The sequence below is a fragment of the Pseudoalteromonas sp. B62 genome (genome assembly GCF_037162565.1).
GTDB lineage: Bacteria > Pseudomonadota > Gammaproteobacteria > Enterobacterales > Alteromonadaceae > Pseudoalteromonas > Pseudoalteromonas fuliginea.
In genome coordinates, this window is record NZ_JARLVB010000002.1 from 413,979 (window position 1) to 435,569 (window position 21,591).

Sequence of the window (21,591 nt, forward strand, 5' to 3'; positions counted from 1 at the left end):
TAATTAAAGTTTGATCAAATGGGGATTTCCAATAAAGAAGAGCGGCACACCTAATTTGTTCACTAATCGATGCAAGAACCTAAGCAGATTGTTTTCACCACCTGTTCGTTTAAACTGTAAGTTTTGCATCTCGTCTATAATTAGCATTCCGAGAAAGCTAGATTTAATACACTGCTCTAATTGACGAACAAGCGCACCTATAGTTCCTGCTGGCTTAGTTTTTTCTCTATCTAATGAAAGGTCTAATACTGATAAAATTTCTTCACATAAATCTCTTACACTAGAATTACTTGGGCAATCAACTTTTATCCAAACAACCTGTTTTAGTGCTGTTAATGAACAATCTTTGTATGAATCATGCTCTATAACATTAGGAAAGTAATTAAGAACTTGCTCAAGCATTGACGATTTACCTACACCACTTTCACCAATTAGCGTTAAACCCTCACCTTTAGGCTGGAAAAAGCCAGTTCTAGGTTCAATTTCAGGCCTTTCATCAACTAAATAATGTAAATATTGTGCAGTAGTAGGGCTAAGTGGATTTTTTGCTGAGTATCCTTTTTTAATAGCTCTTTCTATTGCTCTGAAGCAAGACTCATAGTCAGTCAAAGGTTGTCTGAGTTCTTCTATTCTATTTAGGTATTCTTCTCTTACTAATGGGTTTGGGTGTTCAGAAACTTCTTCAGCATAATCTGGATAATTACAAAATACAGTCATAACAACTTGCCAAGCAATTTTAGGAGGAAGAGCTTCAATCAAGGGATTACCTTTGTGTTCAGGTAATATTGCATCATGGTATATAGCTTGAGTTATTGTCATGATGACTCTCCTTTTGTTCTTCTCTTTCTACCAACCGGTAAAGAAACGATCTTATCAGATCTGTTTTCTGATGGTGTAGTATCGATATTTTTATTGCTCTGTATTTTTGGCTGGAGTACGTTCGTTGTTGCTTGCAACTCATTCTCACGTCTTTGGCGGACATTCTTCGTTTTTTCTGAAAATGCTATCTTTTCAGTATTGTAGCTTCTTTTTTAGCGTTTTTAGTCACATGATGACGGTTTTGGTGATCATCTATCGATGTAACACTTATAGGTGTCAATTCTTTTTTTGAGTCTAACCAGTCTTGTATAAATTCAGACTCATACATCGATTTATCTTTAAACATGCGACTACGTGGCGATAGATAACAGAGCTCAAAATTTTTATTTTTATCTAGTTTTACATAAATGTGATTAGTTGTATTTTCATCAATTCGCGCTTCTAATTTCCATTGGCCTGATGATCTAGCAATAGATGCTAAATTTCGTTCTTCAATTTCTTTATTCGAATAATACAACCCATTAAAGTGAATTCCATTGCGCGTCATACTAACTTGTGTAGGGGAAGTAAGCGGGATATAACGTCATGAGGTAGAGCGGCTTGAAGTTCATGTTTATGCTTAGCGAGATGGATCTTCCAATAATTGATAGGAGTTGGAGATAAGTCATTTTCAACTAATAACGGACTAGAAAAAGCTAAGTCAGCAAATATGGATTTATTATGCTCTAAAACAGCTTTAATGATTTGAACAGTCACTTCTTTTAGAGTGTAAATAGCATCCTTTCTAGGATCTCTACTCCCCTGATGACGTTACCACCTCGAGTGGTACCTAAAAATTCATGAATAACTTCTTTATTTAAAATATCAAAGCGCTTCTCAACCACTCCCTTACAATCCGGCCTATAAGGAGGGGTGAAAGAAAGCTTAGTCATCGGGTTTAACGTTTTTTTAGGCTGTAAGCCAATCATTTCACCATTATCACAAACAAGCTCCATTGGGATATGCGAGCAAGGCCACTCTGAGTCATCTATATCAACACCAAACTCATCGCAGTAACGTGATTTAGGCATAAAACAGTTTGATAATGCTTGCCTAGCTGCACGCCATGAAGCATGGAAGAGTGAAACATGCATGCCAACTATCATTCGACTAGCTCTGTCAACGACAATGTAAATTATTGGTCGGCCTAATACATATTGAGAGCCAAGCTCAGAAACGATATGAACATCAGCAACTGTTGCATCGATTTCAAAGTGAGCCCCAGGCAAATAACTATCCTGAATAACGCTACCTAATAAACCTCTTTTATTCCTTAGGTGATCATTTTCCGAGGTTCTATTTTTAATAAACTCATCTTTCGAAAATATTTTCTTTGACCAGTAGCTAAACTGTTTAAGAGTAGGAACTACTGGCGGTTTACCATATGCATTAGCAAGACGTACTTCATCAGCATAACTATCTATTAGCATATTTTTATAAGTTTTTGACAACGTCAAGCCTGTCTGCTTTAGATAGTATTTTTTAAGTGCTTTCGTAAATTTATTTTTATCTATATCAGTGACTATAAATTTAACTGATCTTTCCACAGCCACGGTTCTTGGCTGTTTAGGTGATCCCAGTGGTTTATCTGTTGGTTTCCTATCTTTCCCTAAACCACCACTCTTGCTATAAGCTGGGAGAAGAGCCATTTTATCCTGTCCATAACGCCAAAATTGAGTTAAAAGGCGGGATAATGCTTTACGATCAATGCCCATTTTTTCCGCATATTTTGCGAGATGTGGAACACGTTTTTTAGTTGCATAATCAAAAATAAAAGCTCGGTCAGAAATAATTCCTTCAATTAGAGAATAATTTTTATCTCTACGAGTAATATGTTCTTTTGCAATGTTTTCCTCTGCAACTAAAAGAAAACAGGGAAGATTAAAATCTGCTTTACTAGCATTTCGACTTTTTACATGTTCAGTAAATGCTTCAATTGAGACAGCAAAAGGGCGAATGGTGACCGATTTAGTATCCAAAGGAAATAGAATGATCGATGTAACATCAAGCATAATTTCTAAAATTCGGTATAAACCATCTTCGGCTAAGTCGGAACCTTTTAACTCCCATACACTGTTTCTAGGAAGTTCCATTCATAGCACCTTTACCCATAACCGCAATAGATTTTACATCCATAATCCCTAATTCAGGAATATTTGAAGATAGATCCACATCAATATATTTATCTGCAATTAAATAACGAATAAGTAACTGAGAATCATCATGTGTCGCTATATTCATTGAAATAAGTTTATTACAAACATCTTTGAAAAAAACCTGCCCTACATTTATAATAGTTAGGGCACTACTTATCTGTTCGTCAGAAAATCGTGTTGGGTTTTCGCGAAAAGGAGCTGATGCCCAGTCAAGGTTACGGCTTTGAATTCTGGTTAATTCGTTGCCGGTGAAGTAGCTAAACTTAACTCCAAGCAGTTCCCAACAAACTCGCTCAATATCAATTTTTTCTAGTACTCGTTGCTTATTCGATTCACTTTCTGGCTTAACTGAAATGGCGTGATATGAAATACCTTGAGTAGAATCAATAGTGAGTAATTGATCCGTAGTCATAATTATAGGTTCTTTGGTATTAGGGTGGGTCGGATGCTTAACACCCAGAATATTTGCCACTTTTTGCGTATAATTGAGTGGTAAGATAGGAAATTGCTCTCTTATATCAACAACGCTGTCAGAAAACTCTGCCAAATAGAAGAGCTCAGCCTCAATTGAGGACATCATATGATGTTCACGCTGAGACTTTCGTCCAAAAATCAATGATCTTATGCCGTGAGATTTGACATCCTGGATTCGAAGCCATGGCTTATAATTAAAGCCTTCTCCTATGCCATATTTACTTTTAAGGGCTCTTTGATAGTCTTTTACAGACTCTAGTTTTCTTCCTCTGGACATTATTTTTACCAATACGCTTAACTAAATAGAGCATAGTGGCAAACCTCACTACGGGCAAACTTTATTGTCTGAAAAAACTTTTACGGGCAAACTTTAATGCTTACGGGCAAACTTTATTGTCACTACACACCTATGCGTACTGCCCACAAGCAAATCCACAGCTCCACGCATACTGAAAATTGTAGCCCCCTAACCAACCCGTTACGTCAGTTACTTCGCCTATAAAGTATAGGCCTTTAGCTTTTTTAGCTTCAAAGGTTTTTGAGCTCAACTCGTCGGTATCTACACCGCCCAATGTTACTTCTGCTGTTCTATAACCTTCTGTGCCATTGGGTTTAATTTGCCAAGCGTGAATGTAATTTACCAGCTCATCTATTTGAGCATGCGTAAGCTGATTAATATTACAATCTGGTATCGCTTTGCTTTCGTGTAGTATTTCTATAAAGCGTTTAGGTAAAATAGTTGCAAGGCTGTTTTTTAACGACTTTTGGGCTTGCATTTCTCGCCAATCAGCAAGTTGCTGCCTTAAATCAATTTCAGGTAATAGGTTTATAGTTACAGCCTGCCCTGCTCGCCAAAATGAGCTTATTTGCAATATTGCTGGGCCCGATAACCCTCGGTGAGTAAAGAGGATATTTTCTTTAAATACGGTGCCGTCTTCGCTTGAAACTTCACATGCAATACTAATTCCCGAGAGCCCTTCAAAACGCTCTTTATCGTGCTGATGCAAAGTAAATGGTACAAGTGCAGCCATGGTTGGTAACACGCTTAAGCCAAACTGCTCTGCAATTTTATAGCCTATTGGTGTAGCCCCTAGTTTTGGCATAGTTAAGCCACCTGATGCGACAACTAACGACTCACAGCTTAATGTTTCTTGCTCTGTGGTAACGCTATAGCCGGTTTCGGTTTTTGATACGCTGATCACTTCATTGCGTAGCTTTATATTTACCCCTGCCCACTCACATTCGGTCAGTAAAATATTCACAATGTCTTGTGCATTGTTATCACAAAATAGCTGGCCTAGTGTTTTATGGTGATACGCTAATCCATGCCTGTCCACCAGCTCAATAAAGTCATGCTGTGTATAGCGACTTAAACATGATTTAACAAAATGAGAATTTGTGCATAAGTAGTTATCGGGTGTTGCGTTTTCATTTGTAAAGTTACAACGCCCACCACCACTTATTAAAATTTTACGACCTGGTTTTTTCCCCATATCAAGTACTGTAACGCTTCGGCCACGGTATCCTGCTTGCGCTGCACACATTAATCCTGCAGCTCCCGCACCTATTACTATTACATCTACTTGGGTCATTTATTTATCTCGTTAAAATTTTTTTCGATTATAGCAAAGTTTAACAACAAACAGCGCGCAATCATTATCAATAATAACGCAACAAAATAAACCAGAAAAACAACCAATAATATTAACAAATCATAAAAAGCACGAAACACCTTAAAAACAACGACAAAAGTATTAAAAAATCATTAAAGTTCTTAGTTATAACCAAACAAAATACATAAAAAGAAATTAATACTTTAACTTTATTAACAAATACTTTACCTTTGTTCCTACATCGTGAGCATTAATCACGAAATTACTAATAAAATCTAGGAAAAATTATGACAACAAGAAAAACTTTTCAAAAGTGCGCTATAGCTTTAACTGTAAGTACGCTTTTTTCAGCAACATCAAGTATGGCAAATCCAGCTCAAGCAATTGCTCCTTCAATGGCTGAAACCACAGCAAAACTACAAATCCAAAGCGGTTTTGAAACCCAATTCATTATTAAATATAAAAATAACAATAATGAAATAGCCACTTTTTCAACAGCGAGCGCTAACTCATCAAATATGAAACAACGCGCTCAACGTTTTGTTAAAAACTTTTCGTCTAAAAAAGGGAAGGTAAAAGGTAAATATGTACGTGCAATGGCACTTAATAATCACCATGTTATGCGTGCAGACAAGAAGCTAAATGCAGCCGAAGCGCAAGAGTTTATGCAAGACGTTATTGCTTCTGGCAATGTTGAATACATTGAAGTCGATCAAATGTTGCAACCTTTTTCGACACCTAATGATCCTCGCTTTGATGATCAATGGCATTACTACGAGCAAGCGGGTGGTCTAAACTTGCCAGCAGCATGGGATACAGCAACAGGTAGCGGCGTAGTGGTCGCGGTGCTTGATACAGGCTACCGCCCTCATGCTGATTTGAATGCAAATATTCTCCCTGGTTACGATATGATTTCTAACTTGTCGGTAGCAAATGATGGCGGTGGTCGTGATAGCGATGCTCGCGATCCTGGCGATGCGGTTGCAGCAAATGAATGTGGTTCTAACGGTGCACAAAACTCTAGCTGGCATGGTACGCATGTTGCTGGCACAGTTGCTGCTGTCACTAATAATGGTGAAGGTGTTGCTGGCGTTGCTTATAATGCAAAAGTAGTTCCTGTTCGTGTGCTTGGTAAGTGTGGTGGTTTAACATCTGACATTGCTGACGGCATTATTTGGGCATCAGGTGGAAGTGTTTCAGGCGTTCCTGCAAACTCAAACCCTGCAGATGTAATTAACATGAGTTTAGGTGGCAGCGGTTCATGTAGTTCTACAACGCAAAATGCGATTAACACAGCACGTAGCAATGGCACTGTTGTGGTTATTGCAGCTGGTAACGATAACGACAACTCAGCAAACTACAATCCAGGTAACTGTAGCGGTGTAGTAAACGTAGCATCGGTTGGGCGCAACGGCGGTCGCGCTTATTACTCAAACTACGGTAGCAATATTGATGTTGCAGCACCTGGCGGCGCACAAAGTTTTGCAAACGACTCTGAAGGCGTTCTATCAACTTATAATACAGGCTCGTCAACACCTTCAAGTGATAGCTACGGTTTTTCACAAGGTACATCTATGGCAGCTCCTCATGTTGCTGGTGTTGCAGCACTTATTAAGCAAGCTAAACCAAATGCTACGCCTGATGAAATAGAAAATATTCTAAAATCGACAACGCGTTCATTCCCAGCTTCATGTAATAACTGTGGTACTGGTATTGTAGATGCAGCAGCCGCTGTTGCTGCAGCAAGTGGCGGTACGACAACAACACCACCTGCAGCCGGTGGTGGCTCAGTAAGTGATGTAAGTGCTAATGCTGGTCAATGGAAACATTACACCCTAGATGTACCTGCCGGTATGTCTACATTTACCGTAACAACATCAGGTGGGACTGGCGATGCTGACTTATTTGTTAAATTTGGTAGCCAACCAACAGCATCAAGTTACGACTGCCGTCCATATAAAAATGGTAACGCTGAAACATGTACATTCTCAAGCCCACAAGCAGGAACATGGCATTTAAGCGTTAACGCTTACAGCACATTCTCTGGCTTAACTCTTACCGGACAATATCAGCCATAATTTATTGAAACAACTCCCTGAGAGCAAAGGTCAAGCTGAAAAGCTTGGCCTTTTTTTATTTAAAAACAATTTATAGCAACTCGGATTATGCCAATCTGCTTATATGGGTTTATTTAACGATAAGATAGTTGCGCAATAACAAGGCGAGGTATGACATATAGTTGTTATCACTAATTACGCAGTGCCTTACTTTATCTCCTACATCCATACAGCCGACTATGAATCATTTTTAATACGGTGAGTAATACCAATCCGCAATAATACTTAATCAATTTGGGGGATTAAATCTGACGCTAACTGTGTTAAAAATTTCTGATATAGGACAACTAAATAACGAAATTTTTGCCTTGTTATCAACACGGTTTTCTCACCTCAAAGTAGATCACTTAATTAGGGTATGTTGTTCTTTTAAGGTTAAATTTGCAGCATTCTGTTTGGTATTTAGGCAAGGCAGAGCCTATGCAGTGTGGCTATTCCCCATAAATAGGCGATAACGTAGCATTAATACCAAACAGGCGCTGCCCAAAGGATTCTTCCTAGGGGCTATTTACTCTTTGTTGCCTGCATGGATGTAGGTAAGGGGCGTGAGCAGGACGCGGAAGCTTTGCTCGGTTTTTATTTATGCAGATTGGTATTATTCAAACCGCGGATTCAAATCTGAAGTGCATAACGTTTAGGCGGCTTTAGCCGCCAAGTGATCCTGCATCAATTTTGCAGGCGTTTCAAATCCAAGTGTCTTTCTCGGACGATTATTAAGTTGCTCAAGTACTGGTATAACTTGCGCTGGTGTTACCGCCTTAAAATCTGTGCTCTTCGGCCAATACTGGCGTAGTAATCCATTCGTGTTTTCATTCAATCCGCGCTCCCATGAGTGATAAGGGTGAGCAAAATAAACAGGAACACTTAATGCCTTTGTGATTTTCTCATGATAAGCGAACTCTTTTCCATTGTCAGCCGTGATGGTATGAAGCGCTGACCTATATGGCCTTAATAGTTCTATCGTCGCCGCAGTAACGGCTTGTGCTGTTTTGCCTGCCACCTGAGTTGATACAGTGAATTGGGTGACCCGCTCTACAATGGTAACAAGGGCGCCTCGATGGCCTTTACCTATGACGGTATCTATTTCCCAATCTCCGATACGGCCTTTCTCATCAACTATTTGTGGACGTTCTTCAATGCTAACGCGATTTTTTATTTGTCCTCGGTTTGTCTTACCATGACTGCGCTTGTGATATTTCTTACCGTGTCGGCGTAGATGTAGGTATAACTCACCACCTGCTTTTTTATTTTCCCAGATATATAGATAAATGCATTCATGACTGACAGATTGTTTATTTTCCTTGCGCAACCATCCCGTTATTTGTTCAGGACTCCACTTCTCATTAAGCTTCTGGGTAATTAAAGCCATCATTTCAAGTGTCATCTTAAGTGGTTTTCTTGCACTTCTTCGGCGAGACAAAGCCCGCTCATGAGCTTGTTTGTATCTGTAACCTCGCTTGCCTGTATTTCTAGAAAGCTCTCTTGAAATCGTAGATTGCGATAAATTAGTTAGCTCAGCAATACTTTGTTGCGTAAAACCGCTTTTCTTTAGAACAGCGATCTGGCATCTTTGCTCATAGGTCAGTTGTTTGTAATGTCTCATTGTAAAATCTCTTGCCGGAGAAAAAGCAGTTAGCTTATGAGCAACTGACCACTTAATCTAGTCAAAACAAGTTATGCACTTACAATTTGAATCTAGGAACCAATATTAAATTACTTAACCATAAAACAAAAAACCCAGCCTAGGCTGGGTTTTTACATTCTAAAAGAAGAACTAAAATTACTTAATTTTAGCTTCTTTAAAAAGAACATGTTTACGAATCTTTGGATCAAACTTTTTGATTTCCATCTTCTCAGGCATGTTACGTTTGTTTTTGTCAGTAGTGTAGAAAAAACCAGTACCGGCAGTTGAAACTAAACGGATTTTATCGCGCATGATTCAGATCCTTAAACTTTAACGCCGCGAGCACGGATTTCTGTAAGAACCGTGTCGATGCCTTTTTTATCGATAATACGCATACCTTTAGTAGTAGTGCGTAATGTTACAAAACGTTTTTCACTTTCAACCCAAAAACGGTGTGTTTGTAGGTTAGGTAGGAAACGACGTCTAGTCGCGTTTCTCGCGTGTGAACGGTGATTACCAACCGCTGGACGCTTACCTGTAACTTGACATACTTTAGACATGTCTATATATCTCCAATAACTTCGCTCGAGCTTAATTTAATCTAAGGCCGTGTATTTCTGCCCTAGAGATAAATCGAAGGGCGCTCTTTATACAGCTTTTACAGGCAAAGATCAAATACTGATCTATCCAACCAGCTCATATGTAAATTTGATAGCGGCCAATTATAAAGATCGAATGCCCTTAGGGAAAGTAAAAACTGCATTTAAATTAAACTAATTTGCCAAAACGTATTAAACAGCTCATTTTTAGCACATTTATCTATCTAAGGAGCTAAATTAGGCCTCGCTCAGCAAACGAAACACAAGTTTCGCCGCCAACAATGATGTGATCGAGCACACTTATGTCGACCAATTGCAGCGCTTGTTGTAATTTATTAGTGATGAGTTTATCTGCTTGGCTTGGCTCTGCAATGCCACTTGGGTGATTATGGGCAAAAATAACAGCAGCCGCATTATTCTTTAGCGCAGCCTTTACCACTTCACGCGGATAAACACTGGCAGAATTAATTGTGCCATAAAAAAGTATTTCGTCTTTAACTAAACGATTTTGACTATCGAGATATAACACCATAAACACTTCTTGCTGCAAACCACGCATTTGAATTGTCAGGTAATCGTAGACTGAATTTGGCGAATTAAATACGGCATCTCGTTGGCAACGTTCCTGCATGTAACGTTGACTTAACTCAAGTACAGCTTGTAGCTGTACATACTTAGCAGTTCCTAATCCCTTTTGAGAGCAAAACTCTTCAATACTGGCGTTAAATAAATTATGCAGTGTTTTATTTTCATTCAATAAATGTTGAGCCAGCTCAATAACATTCATACCCGGTAACCCAGTACGTAAAAATATAGCTAGAAGCTCTGCATCACTTAATGCTTTGGCCCCTTTTTCAATGAGCTTTTCACGAGGGCGAAGCGAATTAGGTAGTGCAGTGAGTTGCATTATTCATCCTTGAGGAGCAAAAGTGTTCTATAAATGTAATGCAAAATTCAAATTTTGCCCGTTATTTTAGTATTAAAACTTAGCTCAATAAGCAAAGATTTGTTATTTTAGACACAATATTAAATAAGACTGATAAACAACCATGATCACTTTAACGAACAAAAAAATTGTACTTGGCATTAGCGGTGGTATTGCGGCTTATAAATGCGCTGAGCTAGTAAGGCGATTAAAAGATTCTGGTTGTGAAGTAAAAGTAGTCATGACTGAATCCGCTAAGCACTTTATTACACCATTGACTATGCAAGCTGTAAGCGGCGAAATTGTCTCAGATTCATTATTAGACCCTTCAGCCGAAGCTGCAATGGGCCATATTGAATTTGCAAAATGGGCTGATCTAATTTTAGTTGCTCCTGCAACGTGTAATATTATCGCCAAAATGGTCGCTGGTATTGCTGATGATTTACTAACTACGCTGCTACTGGCGACACCTGCAAAAGTAGCTGTTGCGCCAGCAATGAATCAACAAATGTATGCCCACGCAGCCACACAGGCTAACTTGGCAACGCTAAAGGCACGTAACGTACTTATTTGGGGGCCAGGCAAAGGCGAGCAAGCTTGTGGCGATGTTGGCGCAGGACGCATGCTAGAGCCACATGAACTTGTCCAGCTATGTATTACAAAAGAGCACCCACAACTGCTTGTTGGTAAAACAATTACAATAACAGCAGGTCCAACGCGAGAGCCACTCGATCCGGTGCGTTTTATATCAAATCACAGCTCAGGGAAGATGGGCTACGCACTTGCAGAAGCGGCTTTATTACTTGGCGCAAAGGTTAACTTAATTTCAGGCCCTGTAACTATAAAAGCCCCTACTGGCGCAAATCTTATTAATATAGAAAGCGCTGAGCAGTTATTAACTGAATCACTTGCTTACGCGCCACAATCAGATGCTTTTATTGGCTGTGCTGCTGTTGCAGATTACCGAGCTGCAAATATTGCGACTCAAAAAATGAAAAAGCAAGGCGGCGAACTCACACTGACTTTAACTAAAAACCCTGACGTAATTGCTGCTGTTGCTAATCTTAAGCAAAACCGCCCTTATACAGTAGGGTTTGCCGCTGAAACACAAAACGTAGAAAACTACGCTAAAGGTAAACTAAAAAACAAAAACCTAGATATGATTTGCGCTAATGACGTGTCAAAAAGTGGCTTAGGGTTTAATTCCGATCATAATGCTTTAACACTGTACTGGCATAATGAACAACTAGAATTACCACCAACAAGTAAAACAGAAATAGCTCGCAAGGTGATCGAACAGCTGGCCAAACATCTATAAAAAGGCTGGAAACAAACTGAATAAAACATTAACATACGCCATTCATTTGAACAAAAAATGACTAGGGTTCTTAACTGCGCCACTAAGAATAACTAATAAAAAGGAATGTTCATGCCTGCGACAAAAAGAAGTAATCGCAAAGAGCAAATACTGCAAGCACTCGCACAAATGCTAGAAACCAGCCCTGGGCAACGAATCACTACAGCTAAGCTAGCTGCAGAGGTAGGTGTATCTGAAGCTGCGCTATATCGCCACTTTCCGAGCAAAGCACGTATGTTTGAGGGCTTAATTGAGTTTATTGAAGATACTCTTTTATCGCGCATTAACCTTATTTTAGAAAACGAAAAAGAAAGCCAAGCACGTATATATAATATTTTATTGCTGCTACTCACATTTGCTGAAAAAAACCCAGGTATTACACGTATTCTAACTGGCGATGCTCTGCAAGGTGAACAAGAGCGATTACGTGAGCGTGTACAAAGTTTTTTTGAAAAACTAGAAACTCAGTTTAAACAAGTACTTCGTGAGAGAAAGCTTCGTGAAGGTAAAAACTTTCAAAGTGATGAGCTTACGCTTGCAAACTTTTTACTTGCTTACGTTGAAGGAAAAATGAATCAGTTTGTACGTAGCGACTTTAAAGTTAAACCAAGTACTCAATTTGAAAAACAATGGCTTGAGCTACAAAAAATTTGGCTGTAATGTTTGCTAAATTAATAAATTATATACGATAAAACGACCTACGGGTCGTTTTATCGTATATAGCTGCCATTTATCTGATCCGCTCGAATTATGAACCAAACTCGTTACAATGAAACAATGTCATAATACGAGAATCAATAATGAAAACAAAACTCACCTTATTAAGCACGGCACTCATTGCCAGCTTAACTAGCACCGGCATACACGCCAAAGAATCGCTACAATTTAAAGACGTATTTAGTTTTAAATCAGCTAAAAGCACGCAACTATCTGACAATGGCCAAGTACTCACTTTTAGTGCAACGCCGTATCGTGGAAATGCAACTGGCCAAGTTTACTCACTACAAAGCAATACACTCATCGCAGAAGTAGAACGCGGTACAAAGCCTCATATTAATAAAGCCGCTAACTGGGTCGCTTTTACACAAGTACCTACCTTACTTGAAAAAGAAACAACCAAAAAAAGACACACTTAAAAGCAATCTGGTACTCGTAAGCACACAATCAGGTGCTCAACAAAGCTTTGCTGATGTAAAAGATTACGCGTTATCTGATGATGGTATGTGGCTTGCTTATCGTTTAAATAAAAAAGACGATGACGCAAAAGTAGAAGATAAATCCGATAGCACTAAAAACGAAGAAGACAACGCTATCACGCCCGATAAAAAAGATAAGAGCTATCCACTTGTTATCGTAAATTTATCTGATAAACGCAGCCATACAATAGAAAACGTATTTAGCTACGCTATTAACTCAGCTAACAGCCAGCTATTAGTGAGTCAAAGTTACAGCGACGGTAATAACAACCAAATAGCGTTAATTGAGCTAAGTGACTTTAATAGCAGTGTATTAATTGATGAACCGGGCGTAATCGCAAATAAAATAGCGTGGCACCCAACTGACAATATTGCAGCATTTACATTGGGTAACTATGTAAATGATGACACGCGCCGTCGAAGCTACACTTTACAGCTATATAAAAACGAGAAGCTTGCAACTATAGATTCACCCGACAAAGTGTGGGCTTTAGGCAAAACGGCCTCCCTTGAATGGTCAGAAAATGGCGAGCGCTTATATTTTGAAAACCATCCAAAATTAGCAGCTAAAGTAAAAGCCAAAGAATATACCGACGAAGCCTCATTGTACGACTTTGATACCATACGTGAACATAAAGGTTTAGATGTATGGCACAACAACGATGCGCAAATAAAACCACGTGAAGAACAGCAATGGAACGAAGTTAATAAAAACCGCCATTACAGCGCGGTATATCACGTTAACTCGCAAAAAGTGGTACAGCTCAGTACCACTAATATGCCTGAGGTTGCACTAAACCCTCAGCGAGATGTATCTTTACTTGGCTCATCTAACATCCCCTACCTAGAAAAAATAATGTACGGCGGTTTTTTTGCTGATTACTTTGCAGTAGATATAAATACCGGTAAACAAACTCCAATTATTAGCAACTACCCGTTTAGACCGAGCCTTGCCCCTAATGGTGAGTTTGCAGCTTATTTTAGCGACAGCCAAATACAGTTAAAAGATTTAAAAAATAATAAAGTAACATCGCTTACAAAAGCGATTCAGGCAACCTTTGCTGATGATAAACACGACTACCCATCTACTCAACCTGGTTATGGTTTTGCTGGTTGGATGACCGATAGCAGCCAAGTGCTTGCTTATAGCAAATACGATATTTGGGCATTTGACGTAAAAACTAAGCAAGCTAAACGCCTAACTAATGGTAAGCAAAGCAATACGCAGTACCGTGTTATTAAGCTTGATAAAACCCAAGTGGGCTTTAAAAAAGGCGATACATTACTTGTCTCTGCTATTAACTTACAAACTAAACAAAGCGAAGTTGCAAAGCTCGACTTAACCACTAACACACTAACTAAGGTGCTTAGCGGTAATAAACGCTTTGATATAGTTAAAAAAGCCAAAAAGGCTGACAAGTACTTATTTACCTCGCAAACTTATAGCCAATTTCCTGATTACTACCAAACTGATTTTAGCTTTAGCGCACCAAAACAAGTGACCACCCTAAACCCGCAAATTAGTAATTTTGCGTGGGGCGAAAAGCCAGAACTAATAAGCTATAAAGGTTTTGATGGCGAAGACTTACAAGGCGTACTAATAAAACCAGCGGGCTATAAAAAAGGCGATAAAGTACCTGTGGTTGTGTATTTTTACCGTTACATGAGCCAGCGTATGTATGACTTTCCAAAAATGGAATTAAACCATCGCCCTAATTTCCCTCTGTTTACCTCAAACGGTTATGCGGTATTTTTACCTGATATTCGCTTTGAAATAGGTCACCCGGGTAAATCGTCAACGCAAACCATGATAAACGCCACCCAAAAGCTTATTGATTTAGGTATAGCTGATAAAAACAAAATTGGCTTACAAGGGCACTCATGGGCAGGTTATCAAAGTGCGTTTATGATAACCCAAACAGATATGTTCAAAGCGGTTGTATCAGGTGCACCAGTATCAAACATGACCAGTGCTTATAGCGGCATTCGATTAAAATCGGGTCTTGCTCGTCAATTCCAATACGAAACAGGGCAAAGCCGTATAGGTAAAAACTTATTTGAAGCACCAGATCTGTACATAGAAAACTCACCGGTGTTTTTTGCAGACAAAGTGAATACGCCTATTTTGATAATGTCTGGTGATAAAGATGATGCCGTACCTTGGCATGAAAGCGTGCAGTACTACTTAGCACTTCGTCGTGCAGGTAAAGATGCAACCTTTTTACAATACGAAGGTGAACCGCATCACTTGAAAAAGTTTCCTAATCAGGTCGATTTTTCAGTGCGTATGATGCAGTATTTTGATCATTACTTAAAAGGTAAACCTGCTGCTAAATGGATGGTTGAAGGTGAGGCCTTTATTAAAGAGTAGTACCAACCAGCATAAATCTTGATCAATTTAACGAATTAAATTGCACTATAACGTCGTTAAAAATTTTTTATTTAAAACACTAGATACAAAAATTTTTGCCTAGTTCTAGCGTAATTTTCTTAACGTTAAATAGACCCCATATATAAGCAGATTGGTATAAGATAATTACCCTTTCAATAAAAAGCCGATATTACATAGTAATATCGGCTTTTTATTGAAAAATCACAGTTACGTGATTTTTAATTACAAAAAAACCGCGTATAAAACGCGGCTTTTAAATGCTTTTTAATTACAGACCAGCACGGTCTTTAATTACAGCAATAAGTGGTGAACCAGCATGGTTACCTTCAGCCCAAGCGATATCTGCGCCATCAGCTAATGAACTTTTTGAAAGGTTTTTAACAATGTATTCACCAGTATCTATTGCGTTGCTTGCAACTGCATGGCGTAATAAGTTATTACCATTACATTGTATTGCATCGTAGATATTACGAATTTTTACACGAGAACTTTTAAGTTTACTACGTAAACGGTTTTTATCGTCCGCTGCTATATACTCGCAAATAGATACAGCTAATTGATCTTCAGCGTTTGCAGGCGCTACATACGAAAATGAACCTACTGCAATAGCAGTAACAATAACTAGCTTTGGTAATTTAAACATGAAAAACCCTTTATGGTACTTTTTACCTATGTTGATTGGTTAATATTGTACCAACACACGTAGATTTTCGCAATAATGTTATTGAATTTTATATAAAGTTACGAATTTATAACTAGATTTGTTTTTATTATCAGGCTGCATACTTAACTCTTCTTTAAGCTCCCATTTAGCTATTTTTTGATAATCTGGGAATTGTGTATCGCCTTCTACATCTAAATCTATAAACGTTAAATATAAACGCTCTGCACGCTCTAAAAACTGCTGATAAATATTTCCACCACCAATAATCATTACTTCTTCAGCGTCAGAAACTAAATTCAATGCAGCCTCTGGTGTTGCTACCGTTTCAATTCCATCAGCTTGATACCCAAGATTACGAGTAATAATAATATTACGTCGCCCAGGCAAAGGACGTCCGATAGATTCAAAAGTTTTACGACCCATAATTACAGGCTTACCTGTAGTCACTTTTTTAAAATGCTGAAGATCTGCAGGTAAATGCCATGGCATTTTATTATCTAGGCCAATTACACGGTTATTTGCCATTGCTGCAATCATTGAAATTATCATATTAAATACCTAGTACTTTATTTTTAAACAAAGAAAAAGGAGCATAAGCTCCTTTTTATAAATTCTATTTAATTAGCGCTCGTAGACAACTTCTACGTCGTAATCATCTTCATCCCAGTCGTCCCAATCATCATCATTGCCCTTACCTTTAGTGGCTTTTTCATGATAGGTATCCCACTTGAATTCAATCTCTTCATCTTCAACCTGTACAAACTTCTCTTTAGGCATGCTATCGAGCAGTGTCATTATGTTGTGAATTAAAGGTTGAGTGTTGAGTTTATTAATCGCTGAAATGTGATAAATATTTTCAGTTTCGCCCAGTTCTTCTGCAATAGCTTCACATAACGCTTTTGCTTCGTCCTCTGGTAATAAATCTATTTTATTAAAAACTAACCAACGTGGCTTCTCAGCTAATTTAGGGCTGTATTGATGTAACTCGTTAATAATCGAGAATGCATTATCAACAGGGTTTGAACCATCTACCGGCATTACATCAATAATGTGTAATAATACACGACAACGCTCTAAATGCTTCAAGAAGCGGATGCCTAAGCCTGCACCATCAGATGCACCTTCAATTAAGCCTGGTATGTCAGCTATTACAAATGATTTATTCGCTTCTGGACGCACTACACCCAAATTAGGAATAAGCGTTGTAAACGGGTAATCAGCTACTTTAGGCCTTGCTGCTGATACACTACGGATAAACGTAGATTTACCTGCGTTAGGAAGCCCTAGTAAGCCTACATCCGCTAATAGTAGCAACTCTAATTTTAAATTACGTACTTCGCCTTCAGTACCCAAGGTTTTTTGACGAGGTGCTCGGTTAGTACTTGATTTAAAACGTGCATTCCCCAAGCCGTGGAAACCACCTTTTGCAACCAAAATACGTTGACCATGTTGCGTTAAATCACCAAGTCCCTCTTGGGTATCAACATCCATAATACGTGTACCTACAGGCACCATAACAAATAAGTCATCGGCTTTTCGGCCTGTACAGTTACGGCTACGACCGTTAGTACCACGTTCAGCTCTATGGAAACGCTCAAACTGATAATCAATGAGGGTATTTAAGTTTTCATCAGCTTGTAGATAAACACTACCACCGTCTCCACCGTCACCGCCGTCTGGTCCACCATCTGGAACATATTTTTCACGACGGAAAGACACGATGCCGCTGCCACCGTCTCCAGCTTCTGCGCGAATTTCTACTTCATCTACAAACTTCATGATTACTCACTTTAGGGATTGGCTTGTTAATTTAACTATTATATACCGAAGCCAAGCTGATTGCAGGCTTGGCTTCGGTATATATTTTTTCTTAAAACAAAAAACCCCGCAAAGGCGGGGTTTTTTAACTACCTTACTGATTACTCAGTTACGATAGTTACGTATTTACGGTTTAAAGGACCTTTCTGTTCAAACTGAACTTTACCATCTGCTTTTGCGAAGATAGTGTGGTCTTTACCGATACCTACGTTTGTACCAGGGTGGAAACGAGTTCCACGCTGACGAACAATGATGCTACCCGCTAGAACTGATTCGCCACCAAAACGCTTAACACCTAGGCGTTTGCTTTCTGAATCGCGACCGTTACGAGTACTACCAGCTGCTTTTTTATGTGCCATTTCTAAGTACCTCTAATTAAGCGCTAATGCTAGTGATTTTAACTTCAGTGAACCATTGACGATGGCCCATTTGCTTACGAGAATGCTTACGGCGTCTAAATTTAACAACCTTAATCTTCTCACCGCGACCATGTGAAACAACCTCAGCTGTTATCTTGCCACCGTTTACGAACGGTACACCGATCTCGATTTTCTCACCATCAGCAACTAAAAGTACTGAATCAAATTCTACTGCCGCACCAGTTTCAACGTCTAATTTTTCAAGACGAATCGTTTGACCTTCAGTCACACGATGCTGTTTACCACCACTTTGGAAAACCGCGTACATAATTAACTCCGTCTGTGCACCCTCAAATCGGTGCAACTAAAATATTCTTCGATAGGGCGCGAAGTTTACGCTAACGCGAAATAACTAGCAAGCCTATTTTGTAATTAAAATGAATAAAAAGTAGCTGCATTGAGAGTAATTCAATATTTCCCCCAGTTTATATTAATTGACCCTTTTGCCAAGTGCTTTTTAGCTGTTAAGCGAAATAAGTTAATGCGCTTAAATAGAGCTCTCGCTGTATAATATCTAAGCGCGACTCAGACTGCATATTGGTTATCTATTAATCAGTTATCTCAACCAATTAAGCTCTTATTCAGTACTTTAATAGTGTTTTTTCAATCAATCGTCACAAAATATCGAGCTAGTGCATTTTTTGTTGTACAATCTGCGCCGTTCACACATAAAAATTGGCTCGGAGATCAATGGATATAAAAGCTATCCAGGCGTTAATCGAAAGCGATATGAATGACGTCAATCAACTTATACATGCGCAAATGCGCTCAGATGTGGCGTTAGTTAATCAGCTTGGTTTATATATAGTTAGCAGTGGCGGCAAACGTGTTCGTCCAATGCTCGCAATTTTAGCAGCCAAGGCGCTCGGTTATCAGGGTAAAGATCACATAACACTTGCAACAATTGTTGAGTTTATCCATACAGCAACGCTATTGCATGATGATGTTGTAGATGAATCAAACTTACGACGTGGCACGCCTACAGCAAATGCTGAATTTGGTAATGCTGCTAGCGTATTAGTTGGTGACTTTATTTACACTCGCTCATTTCAGCTTATGGTTGGCCTTGGAAAAATGCAGATTATGCAAGTACTTGCCGATGCAACAAACATTATTGCTGAAGGTGAAGTATTGCAGCTGATGAACTGCAATGACCCAGATACGACTGAAGCCAGCTATATGCAGGTTATTTACTCTAAAACGGCTAAATTATTTGAAGCAGCGACAGGCCTTGCTGCCATTATTACTGAGCAAGACCAAGCGACACTCGACGCATTAAACTTATACGGTATGCATTTAGGCACCGCGTTTCAGTTAGTGGATGATGTACTCGATTACAATGCGGATGCTGAGCAGTTAGGTAAAAACATTGGCGATGATTTAGCTGAAGGCAAACCAACCCTTCCGCTTATTTATGCTATGCAACATGGTAGCGAGCAGCAAACGCAACTTATTCGTGATGCAATAGAGCACAGTAATGGTATGGAGCATTTAGAAGAAATTTTAACTGCACTAAAACAAACTAATGCGCTTGAGTTTACAATGCAAAAAGCAGAGCTTGAGGCCGAAAAAGCCATTGCCTGTTTAGACTTTTTAGCTGAGTCTGACTATAAGCAAGCACTTATAAGCCTTGCCCGTATTGCGGTTGACCGCGACCACTAGTTTTAACTAGTTACACAGTGTGACATTAATTCTGAGCAATAAAAAGCCTGCAAATGCAGGCTTTTTTGTTGCTTAAACCGGCTATTACGCCATGAAATCAACACCTTCTTTGATGTCTTTTTTCAATGTTTCAAGCATGTCATTTTTTGCTTTTGTTTCAAATGCGCTTAGTTCGCCGTAAGAAAGAATTTCTTCTACGCCGTTTTTACCTAAACGTACTGGATGTGCAAAGTACTCTGCATCGCCATTTTCAACAGCAACGTAAGCGTAATCTACAACTTCTTCACCTTGTAGGCCTTTAACTAAAGACATACAAAAACGCGCTGCAGCAGCACCCATAGATAGCGTAGCTGAACCACCGCCTGCTTTAGCATTTACAACTTCAGTACCCGCATTTTGGATACGTGGAGTAAGTGCAGCAACTTCTTCATCTGTGAAAGAAACACCTTCAACTTGAGAAAGTAGAGGCAGAATCGTTGTGCCTGAGTGACCACCAATTACTGGTACTTTTACAGTTGCTACGTCTACGCCTTTAAGTTCAGCAACAAATGCTTCTGAACGAATAACGTCAAGCGTAGTAATACCGAATACGCGTTTAGCGTCGTAAGTACCTGCTTTTTTGAATACTTCAGCAACAATTGGAACTGTGCCGTTTACTGGGTTAGTAATAATACCTACTAACGCTTTAGGACAGCTGGCAACAATGCCTTCTGCTAACGTTTTGATGATGCCAGCATTTACATTGAATAAATCAGCACGATCCATACCTGGTTTACGTGGCATACCCGCTGGGATAAGAACGATGTCAGAACCTTCAAGCGCTTTATTTAAATCGTCTGCGCCAAAGCCTGCAACTTTAACATCTGTTGGGATGTGAGAAAGGTCAACCGCAACACCTGGTACTACTGGTGCAACATCATAAAGTGATAATTCAGAGCCAGCTGGTAAGCCTGTTTTTAATAATAAAGACAACGCTTGGCCGATACCGCCTGCAGCACCTAATACAGCAACTTTCATTGGAATTCTCCGTCATTTGAGGTAGGAAATATTTGTGGCTCTTAAGATAATGAAATTAGCGACTAAAAACAAATTTATCCTGTCTATTTCAAGTATATTTTCGACCATAGTCGTAAACTTTTGTGATTTAACGCATCAAACTGGCAAGTTAACTAAACAACTGCTGCATAATTATTCATTATTGTGTAGAATTTGCAGCATAAATAACAAAAATGAATAAAGACTATGCAACCACAAGATAAACAAGAAGCACTGGTAAAAGCATTTAAATCGCTTTTAAAAGAAGAAAACTTTGGCTCTCAAGGCGAAATAGTTGATGCGTTAAAAGAGCAAGGCTTTGACAATATAAGCCAAAGTAAAGTATCACGCATGTTAAGTAAGTTTGGCGCTGTACGCACACGTAATGCCAAGCAAGAAATGGTTTACTGCTTACCTGCTGAAATGGGTGTACCTACGGCTAAAAGCCCATTACGCCAATTAGTAATCGACATAATGCACAACGAAATGATGATCATCATTCGTACCAGCCCAGGTGCGGCTCAGCTTATTGCACGTTTATTAGATTCATTAGGTAAAGCAGATGGCGTACTAGGAACTATTGCCGGCGATGACACTATTTTTATCGCCCCGGCTAAAATATCTGAAATAGACGTGACGCTTGAACGCGTTCGCATTTTATTTGATACGGTTTGATTATTAA

The 21,591-nt window shown here is 39.1% G+C and carries 20 protein-coding genes and 1 pseudogene; 6 read left to right on the forward strand and 15 right to left on the reverse strand.

Going from position 1 to position 21,591, the window contains the following annotated elements; all coding sequences use genetic code 11:
* Positions 1-3 precede the first annotated feature (3 nt).
* The 5 genes from P4S71_RS06360 to P4S71_RS06380 form a co-directional block, all read right to left on the reverse strand.
* Positions 4-819 (reverse strand): ATP-binding protein, encoded by an 816-nt coding sequence (locus P4S71_RS06360; RefSeq protein ID WP_337150326.1) that lies wholly within the window; start codon positions 817-819, stop codon positions 4-6.
* 184 nt (positions 820-1,003) lie between these two features.
* Entirely contained in the window at positions 1,004-1,366 is a 363-nt protein-coding gene (locus P4S71_RS06365) for a hypothetical protein (protein ID WP_337150327.1), read from the reverse strand.
* A 214-nt stretch (positions 1,367-1,580) separates the two neighbouring features.
* Complete coding sequence (locus tag P4S71_RS06370) at positions 1,581-2,951, reverse strand: transposase (protein ID WP_337150328.1); 1,371 nt, start codon at positions 2,949-2,951, stop codon at positions 1,581-1,583.
* Complete coding sequence (locus tag P4S71_RS06375) at positions 2,938-3,765, reverse strand: TnsA endonuclease N-terminal domain-containing protein (RefSeq protein WP_337150329.1); 828 nt, start codon at positions 3,763-3,765, stop codon at positions 2,938-2,940. The genes P4S71_RS06370 and P4S71_RS06375 overlap by 14 nt, the downstream gene beginning before the upstream one ends.
* Before the next feature lie 130 nt (positions 3,766-3,895).
* The gene (locus P4S71_RS06380; protein ID WP_096793804.1) at positions 3,896-5,080 is read right to left on the reverse strand and encodes an NAD(P)/FAD-dependent oxidoreductase; all 1,185 of its coding nucleotides are present in this window, start codon (positions 5,078-5,080) and stop codon (positions 3,896-3,898) included.
* A 308-nt stretch (positions 5,081-5,388) separates the two neighbouring features.
* Between P4S71_RS06380 and P4S71_RS06385 the strand changes: the two genes are divergently transcribed.
* Positions 5,389-7,179 carry a S8 family peptidase gene (locus P4S71_RS06385; RefSeq protein WP_008138088.1) on the forward strand — a complete coding sequence of 597 codons (1,791 nt, stop codon included), beginning with the start codon at positions 5,389-5,391 and terminating at the stop codon, positions 7,177-7,179.
* A gap of 673 nt (positions 7,180-7,852) precedes the next feature.
* On the opposite strand, the gene P4S71_RS06390 is transcribed toward P4S71_RS06385, so the two are convergent.
* The 4 genes from P4S71_RS06390 to radC form a co-directional block, all read right to left on the reverse strand.
* On the reverse strand, positions 7,853-8,821 hold the full coding sequence (locus tag P4S71_RS06390) for an IS30 family transposase (protein WP_337150330.1): 969 nt from the start codon (positions 8,819-8,821) through the stop codon (positions 7,853-7,855).
* A 177-nt stretch (positions 8,822-8,998) separates the two neighbouring features.
* Positions 8,999-9,154 (reverse strand): 50S ribosomal protein L33, encoded by a 156-nt coding sequence (rpmG, locus tag P4S71_RS06395; RefSeq protein ID WP_004335545.1) that lies wholly within the window; start codon positions 9,152-9,154, stop codon positions 8,999-9,001.
* Between the two features lie 11 nt (positions 9,155-9,165).
* Complete coding sequence (rpmB, locus tag P4S71_RS06400) at positions 9,166-9,402, reverse strand: 50S ribosomal protein L28 (RefSeq protein WP_004335549.1); 237 nt, start codon at positions 9,400-9,402, stop codon at positions 9,166-9,168.
* A 271-nt stretch (positions 9,403-9,673) separates the two neighbouring features.
* Positions 9,674-10,348, reverse strand: coding sequence for a RadC family protein (radC, locus tag P4S71_RS06405; protein ID WP_007378615.1), 675 nt, complete (start codon positions 10,346-10,348; stop codon positions 9,674-9,676).
* A 142-nt stretch (positions 10,349-10,490) separates the two neighbouring features.
* Between radC and coaBC the strand changes: the two genes are divergently transcribed.
* The 3 genes and pseudogenes from coaBC to P4S71_RS06420 all read left to right on the forward strand — a co-directional run bounded on the left by coaBC (position 10,491) and on the right by P4S71_RS06420 (position 15,290).
* Positions 10,491-11,684 (forward strand): bifunctional phosphopantothenoylcysteine decarboxylase/phosphopantothenate--cysteine ligase CoaBC, encoded by a 1,194-nt coding sequence (coaBC, locus tag P4S71_RS06410; RefSeq protein WP_337150331.1) that lies wholly within the window; start codon positions 10,491-10,493, stop codon positions 11,682-11,684.
* A 111-nt stretch (positions 11,685-11,795) separates the two neighbouring features.
* Positions 11,796-12,383 (forward strand): nucleoid occlusion factor SlmA, encoded by a 588-nt coding sequence (slmA, locus tag P4S71_RS06415; protein ID WP_007378613.1) that lies wholly within the window; start codon positions 11,796-11,798, stop codon positions 12,381-12,383.
* A gap of 140 nt (positions 12,384-12,523) precedes the next feature.
* A pseudogene (locus tag P4S71_RS06420) lies at positions 12,524-15,290 on the forward strand (prolyl oligopeptidase family serine peptidase).
* Positions 15,291-15,579: 289 nt separating this feature from the next.
* On the opposite strand, the gene P4S71_RS06425 reads toward P4S71_RS06420, so the two are convergent.
* The 5 genes from P4S71_RS06425 to rplU form a co-directional block, all read right to left on the reverse strand.
* Positions 15,580-15,954 (reverse strand): DUF3718 domain-containing protein, encoded by a 375-nt coding sequence (locus tag P4S71_RS06425; protein ID WP_337119483.1) that lies wholly within the window; start codon positions 15,952-15,954, stop codon positions 15,580-15,582.
* A 78-nt stretch (positions 15,955-16,032) separates the two neighbouring features.
* Complete coding sequence (gene folA, locus P4S71_RS06430; RefSeq protein ID WP_007378735.1) at positions 16,033-16,524, reverse strand: type 3 dihydrofolate reductase; 492 nt, start codon at positions 16,522-16,524, stop codon at positions 16,033-16,035.
* Between the two features lie 72 nt (positions 16,525-16,596).
* Positions 16,597-17,754 (reverse strand): Obg family GTPase CgtA, encoded by a 1,158-nt coding sequence (gene cgtA / locus P4S71_RS06435; RefSeq protein WP_007378734.1) that lies wholly within the window; start codon positions 17,752-17,754, stop codon positions 16,597-16,599.
* 140 nt (positions 17,755-17,894) lie between these two features.
* Entirely contained in the window at positions 17,895-18,152 is a 258-nt protein-coding gene (gene rpmA, locus P4S71_RS06440; RefSeq protein ID WP_002957747.1) for a 50S ribosomal protein L27, read from the reverse strand.
* Positions 18,153-18,168: 16 nt separating this feature from the next.
* Positions 18,169-18,480, reverse strand: a complete 312-nt coding sequence (rplU, locus tag P4S71_RS06445; protein WP_002957748.1) for a 50S ribosomal protein L21 — start codon at positions 18,478-18,480, stop codon at positions 18,169-18,171.
* 422 nt (positions 18,481-18,902) lie between these two features.
* Between rplU and ispB the strand changes: the two genes are divergently transcribed.
* A complete protein-coding gene (gene ispB, locus P4S71_RS06450) occupies positions 18,903-19,874 on the forward strand; it encodes an octaprenyl diphosphate synthase (protein WP_024596483.1) in 972 nt (323 codons plus the stop codon).
* Positions 19,875-19,958: 84 nt separating this feature from the next.
* On the opposite strand, the gene mdh is transcribed toward ispB, so the two are convergent.
* The gene (gene mdh / locus P4S71_RS06455) at positions 19,959-20,891 is read right to left on the reverse strand and encodes a malate dehydrogenase (RefSeq protein ID WP_002957751.1); all 933 of its coding nucleotides are present in this window, start codon (positions 20,889-20,891) and stop codon (positions 19,959-19,961) included.
* Between the two features lie 225 nt (positions 20,892-21,116).
* Here mdh and argR point away from each other — a divergent pair, with 225 nt between their 5' ends.
* Positions 21,117-21,584: a transcriptional regulator ArgR gene (gene argR, locus P4S71_RS06460; RefSeq protein WP_006794541.1), complete on the forward strand. Its 468-nt coding sequence runs from the start codon at positions 21,117-21,119 to the stop codon at positions 21,582-21,584.
* The last annotated feature ends 7 nt before the right edge of the window (positions 21,585-21,591 follow it).

Bases quoted from the DNA above. Each gene is read 5' to 3' on its own strand.
- P4S71_RS06360 (WP_337150326.1), bottom strand. From the start codon at position 819: ATGACAATAACTCAAGCTATATACCATGATGCAATATTACCTGAACAC.
- P4S71_RS06365 (WP_337150327.1), bottom strand. From the start codon at position 1,366: ATGACGCGCAATGGAATTCACTTTAATGGGTTGTATTATTCGAATAAA.
- P4S71_RS06370 (WP_337150328.1), bottom strand. From the start codon at position 2,951: ATGGAACTTCCTAGAAACAGTGTATGGGAGTTAAAAGGTTCCGACTTA.
- P4S71_RS06375 (WP_337150329.1), bottom strand. From the start codon at position 3,765: ATGTCCAGAGGAAGAAAACTAGAGTCTGTAAAAGACTATCAAAGAGCC.
- P4S71_RS06380 (WP_096793804.1), bottom strand. From the start codon at position 5,080: ATGACCCAAGTAGATGTAATAGTAATAGGTGCGGGAGCTGCAGGATTA.
- P4S71_RS06385 (WP_008138088.1), top strand. From the start codon at position 5,389: ATGACAACAAGAAAAACTTTTCAAAAGTGCGCTATAGCTTTAACTGTA.
- P4S71_RS06390 (WP_337150330.1), bottom strand. From the start codon at position 8,821: ATGAGACATTACAAACAACTGACCTATGAGCAAAGATGCCAGATCGCT.
- rpmG (WP_004335545.1), bottom strand. From the start codon at position 9,154: ATGCGCGATAAAATCCGTTTAGTTTCAACTGCCGGTACTGGTTTTTTC.
- rpmB (WP_004335549.1), bottom strand. From the start codon at position 9,402: ATGTCTAAAGTATGTCAAGTTACAGGTAAGCGTCCAGCGGTTGGTAAT.
- radC (WP_007378615.1), bottom strand. From the start codon at position 10,348: ATGCAACTCACTGCACTACCTAATTCGCTTCGCCCTCGTGAAAAGCTC.
- coaBC (WP_337150331.1), top strand. From the start codon at position 10,491: ATGATCACTTTAACGAACAAAAAAATTGTACTTGGCATTAGCGGTGGT.
- slmA (WP_007378613.1), top strand. From the start codon at position 11,796: ATGCCTGCGACAAAAAGAAGTAATCGCAAAGAGCAAATACTGCAAGCA.
- P4S71_RS06425 (WP_337119483.1), bottom strand. From the start codon at position 15,954: ATGTTTAAATTACCAAAGCTAGTTATTGTTACTGCTATTGCAGTAGGT.
- folA (WP_007378735.1), bottom strand. From the start codon at position 16,524: ATGATAATTTCAATGATTGCAGCAATGGCAAATAACCGTGTAATTGGC.
- cgtA (WP_007378734.1), bottom strand. From the start codon at position 17,754: ATGAAGTTTGTAGATGAAGTAGAAATTCGCGCAGAAGCTGGAGACGGT.
- rpmA (WP_002957747.1), bottom strand. From the start codon at position 18,152: ATGGCACATAAAAAAGCAGCTGGTAGTACTCGTAACGGTCGCGATTCA.
- rplU (WP_002957748.1), bottom strand. From the start codon at position 18,480: ATGTACGCGGTTTTCCAAAGTGGTGGTAAACAGCATCGTGTGACTGAA.
- ispB (WP_024596483.1), top strand. From the start codon at position 18,903: ATGGATATAAAAGCTATCCAGGCGTTAATCGAAAGCGATATGAATGAC.
- mdh (WP_002957751.1), bottom strand. From the start codon at position 20,891: ATGAAAGTTGCTGTATTAGGTGCTGCAGGCGGTATCGGCCAAGCGTTG.
- argR (WP_006794541.1), top strand. From the start codon at position 21,117: ATGCAACCACAAGATAAACAAGAAGCACTGGTAAAAGCATTTAAATCG.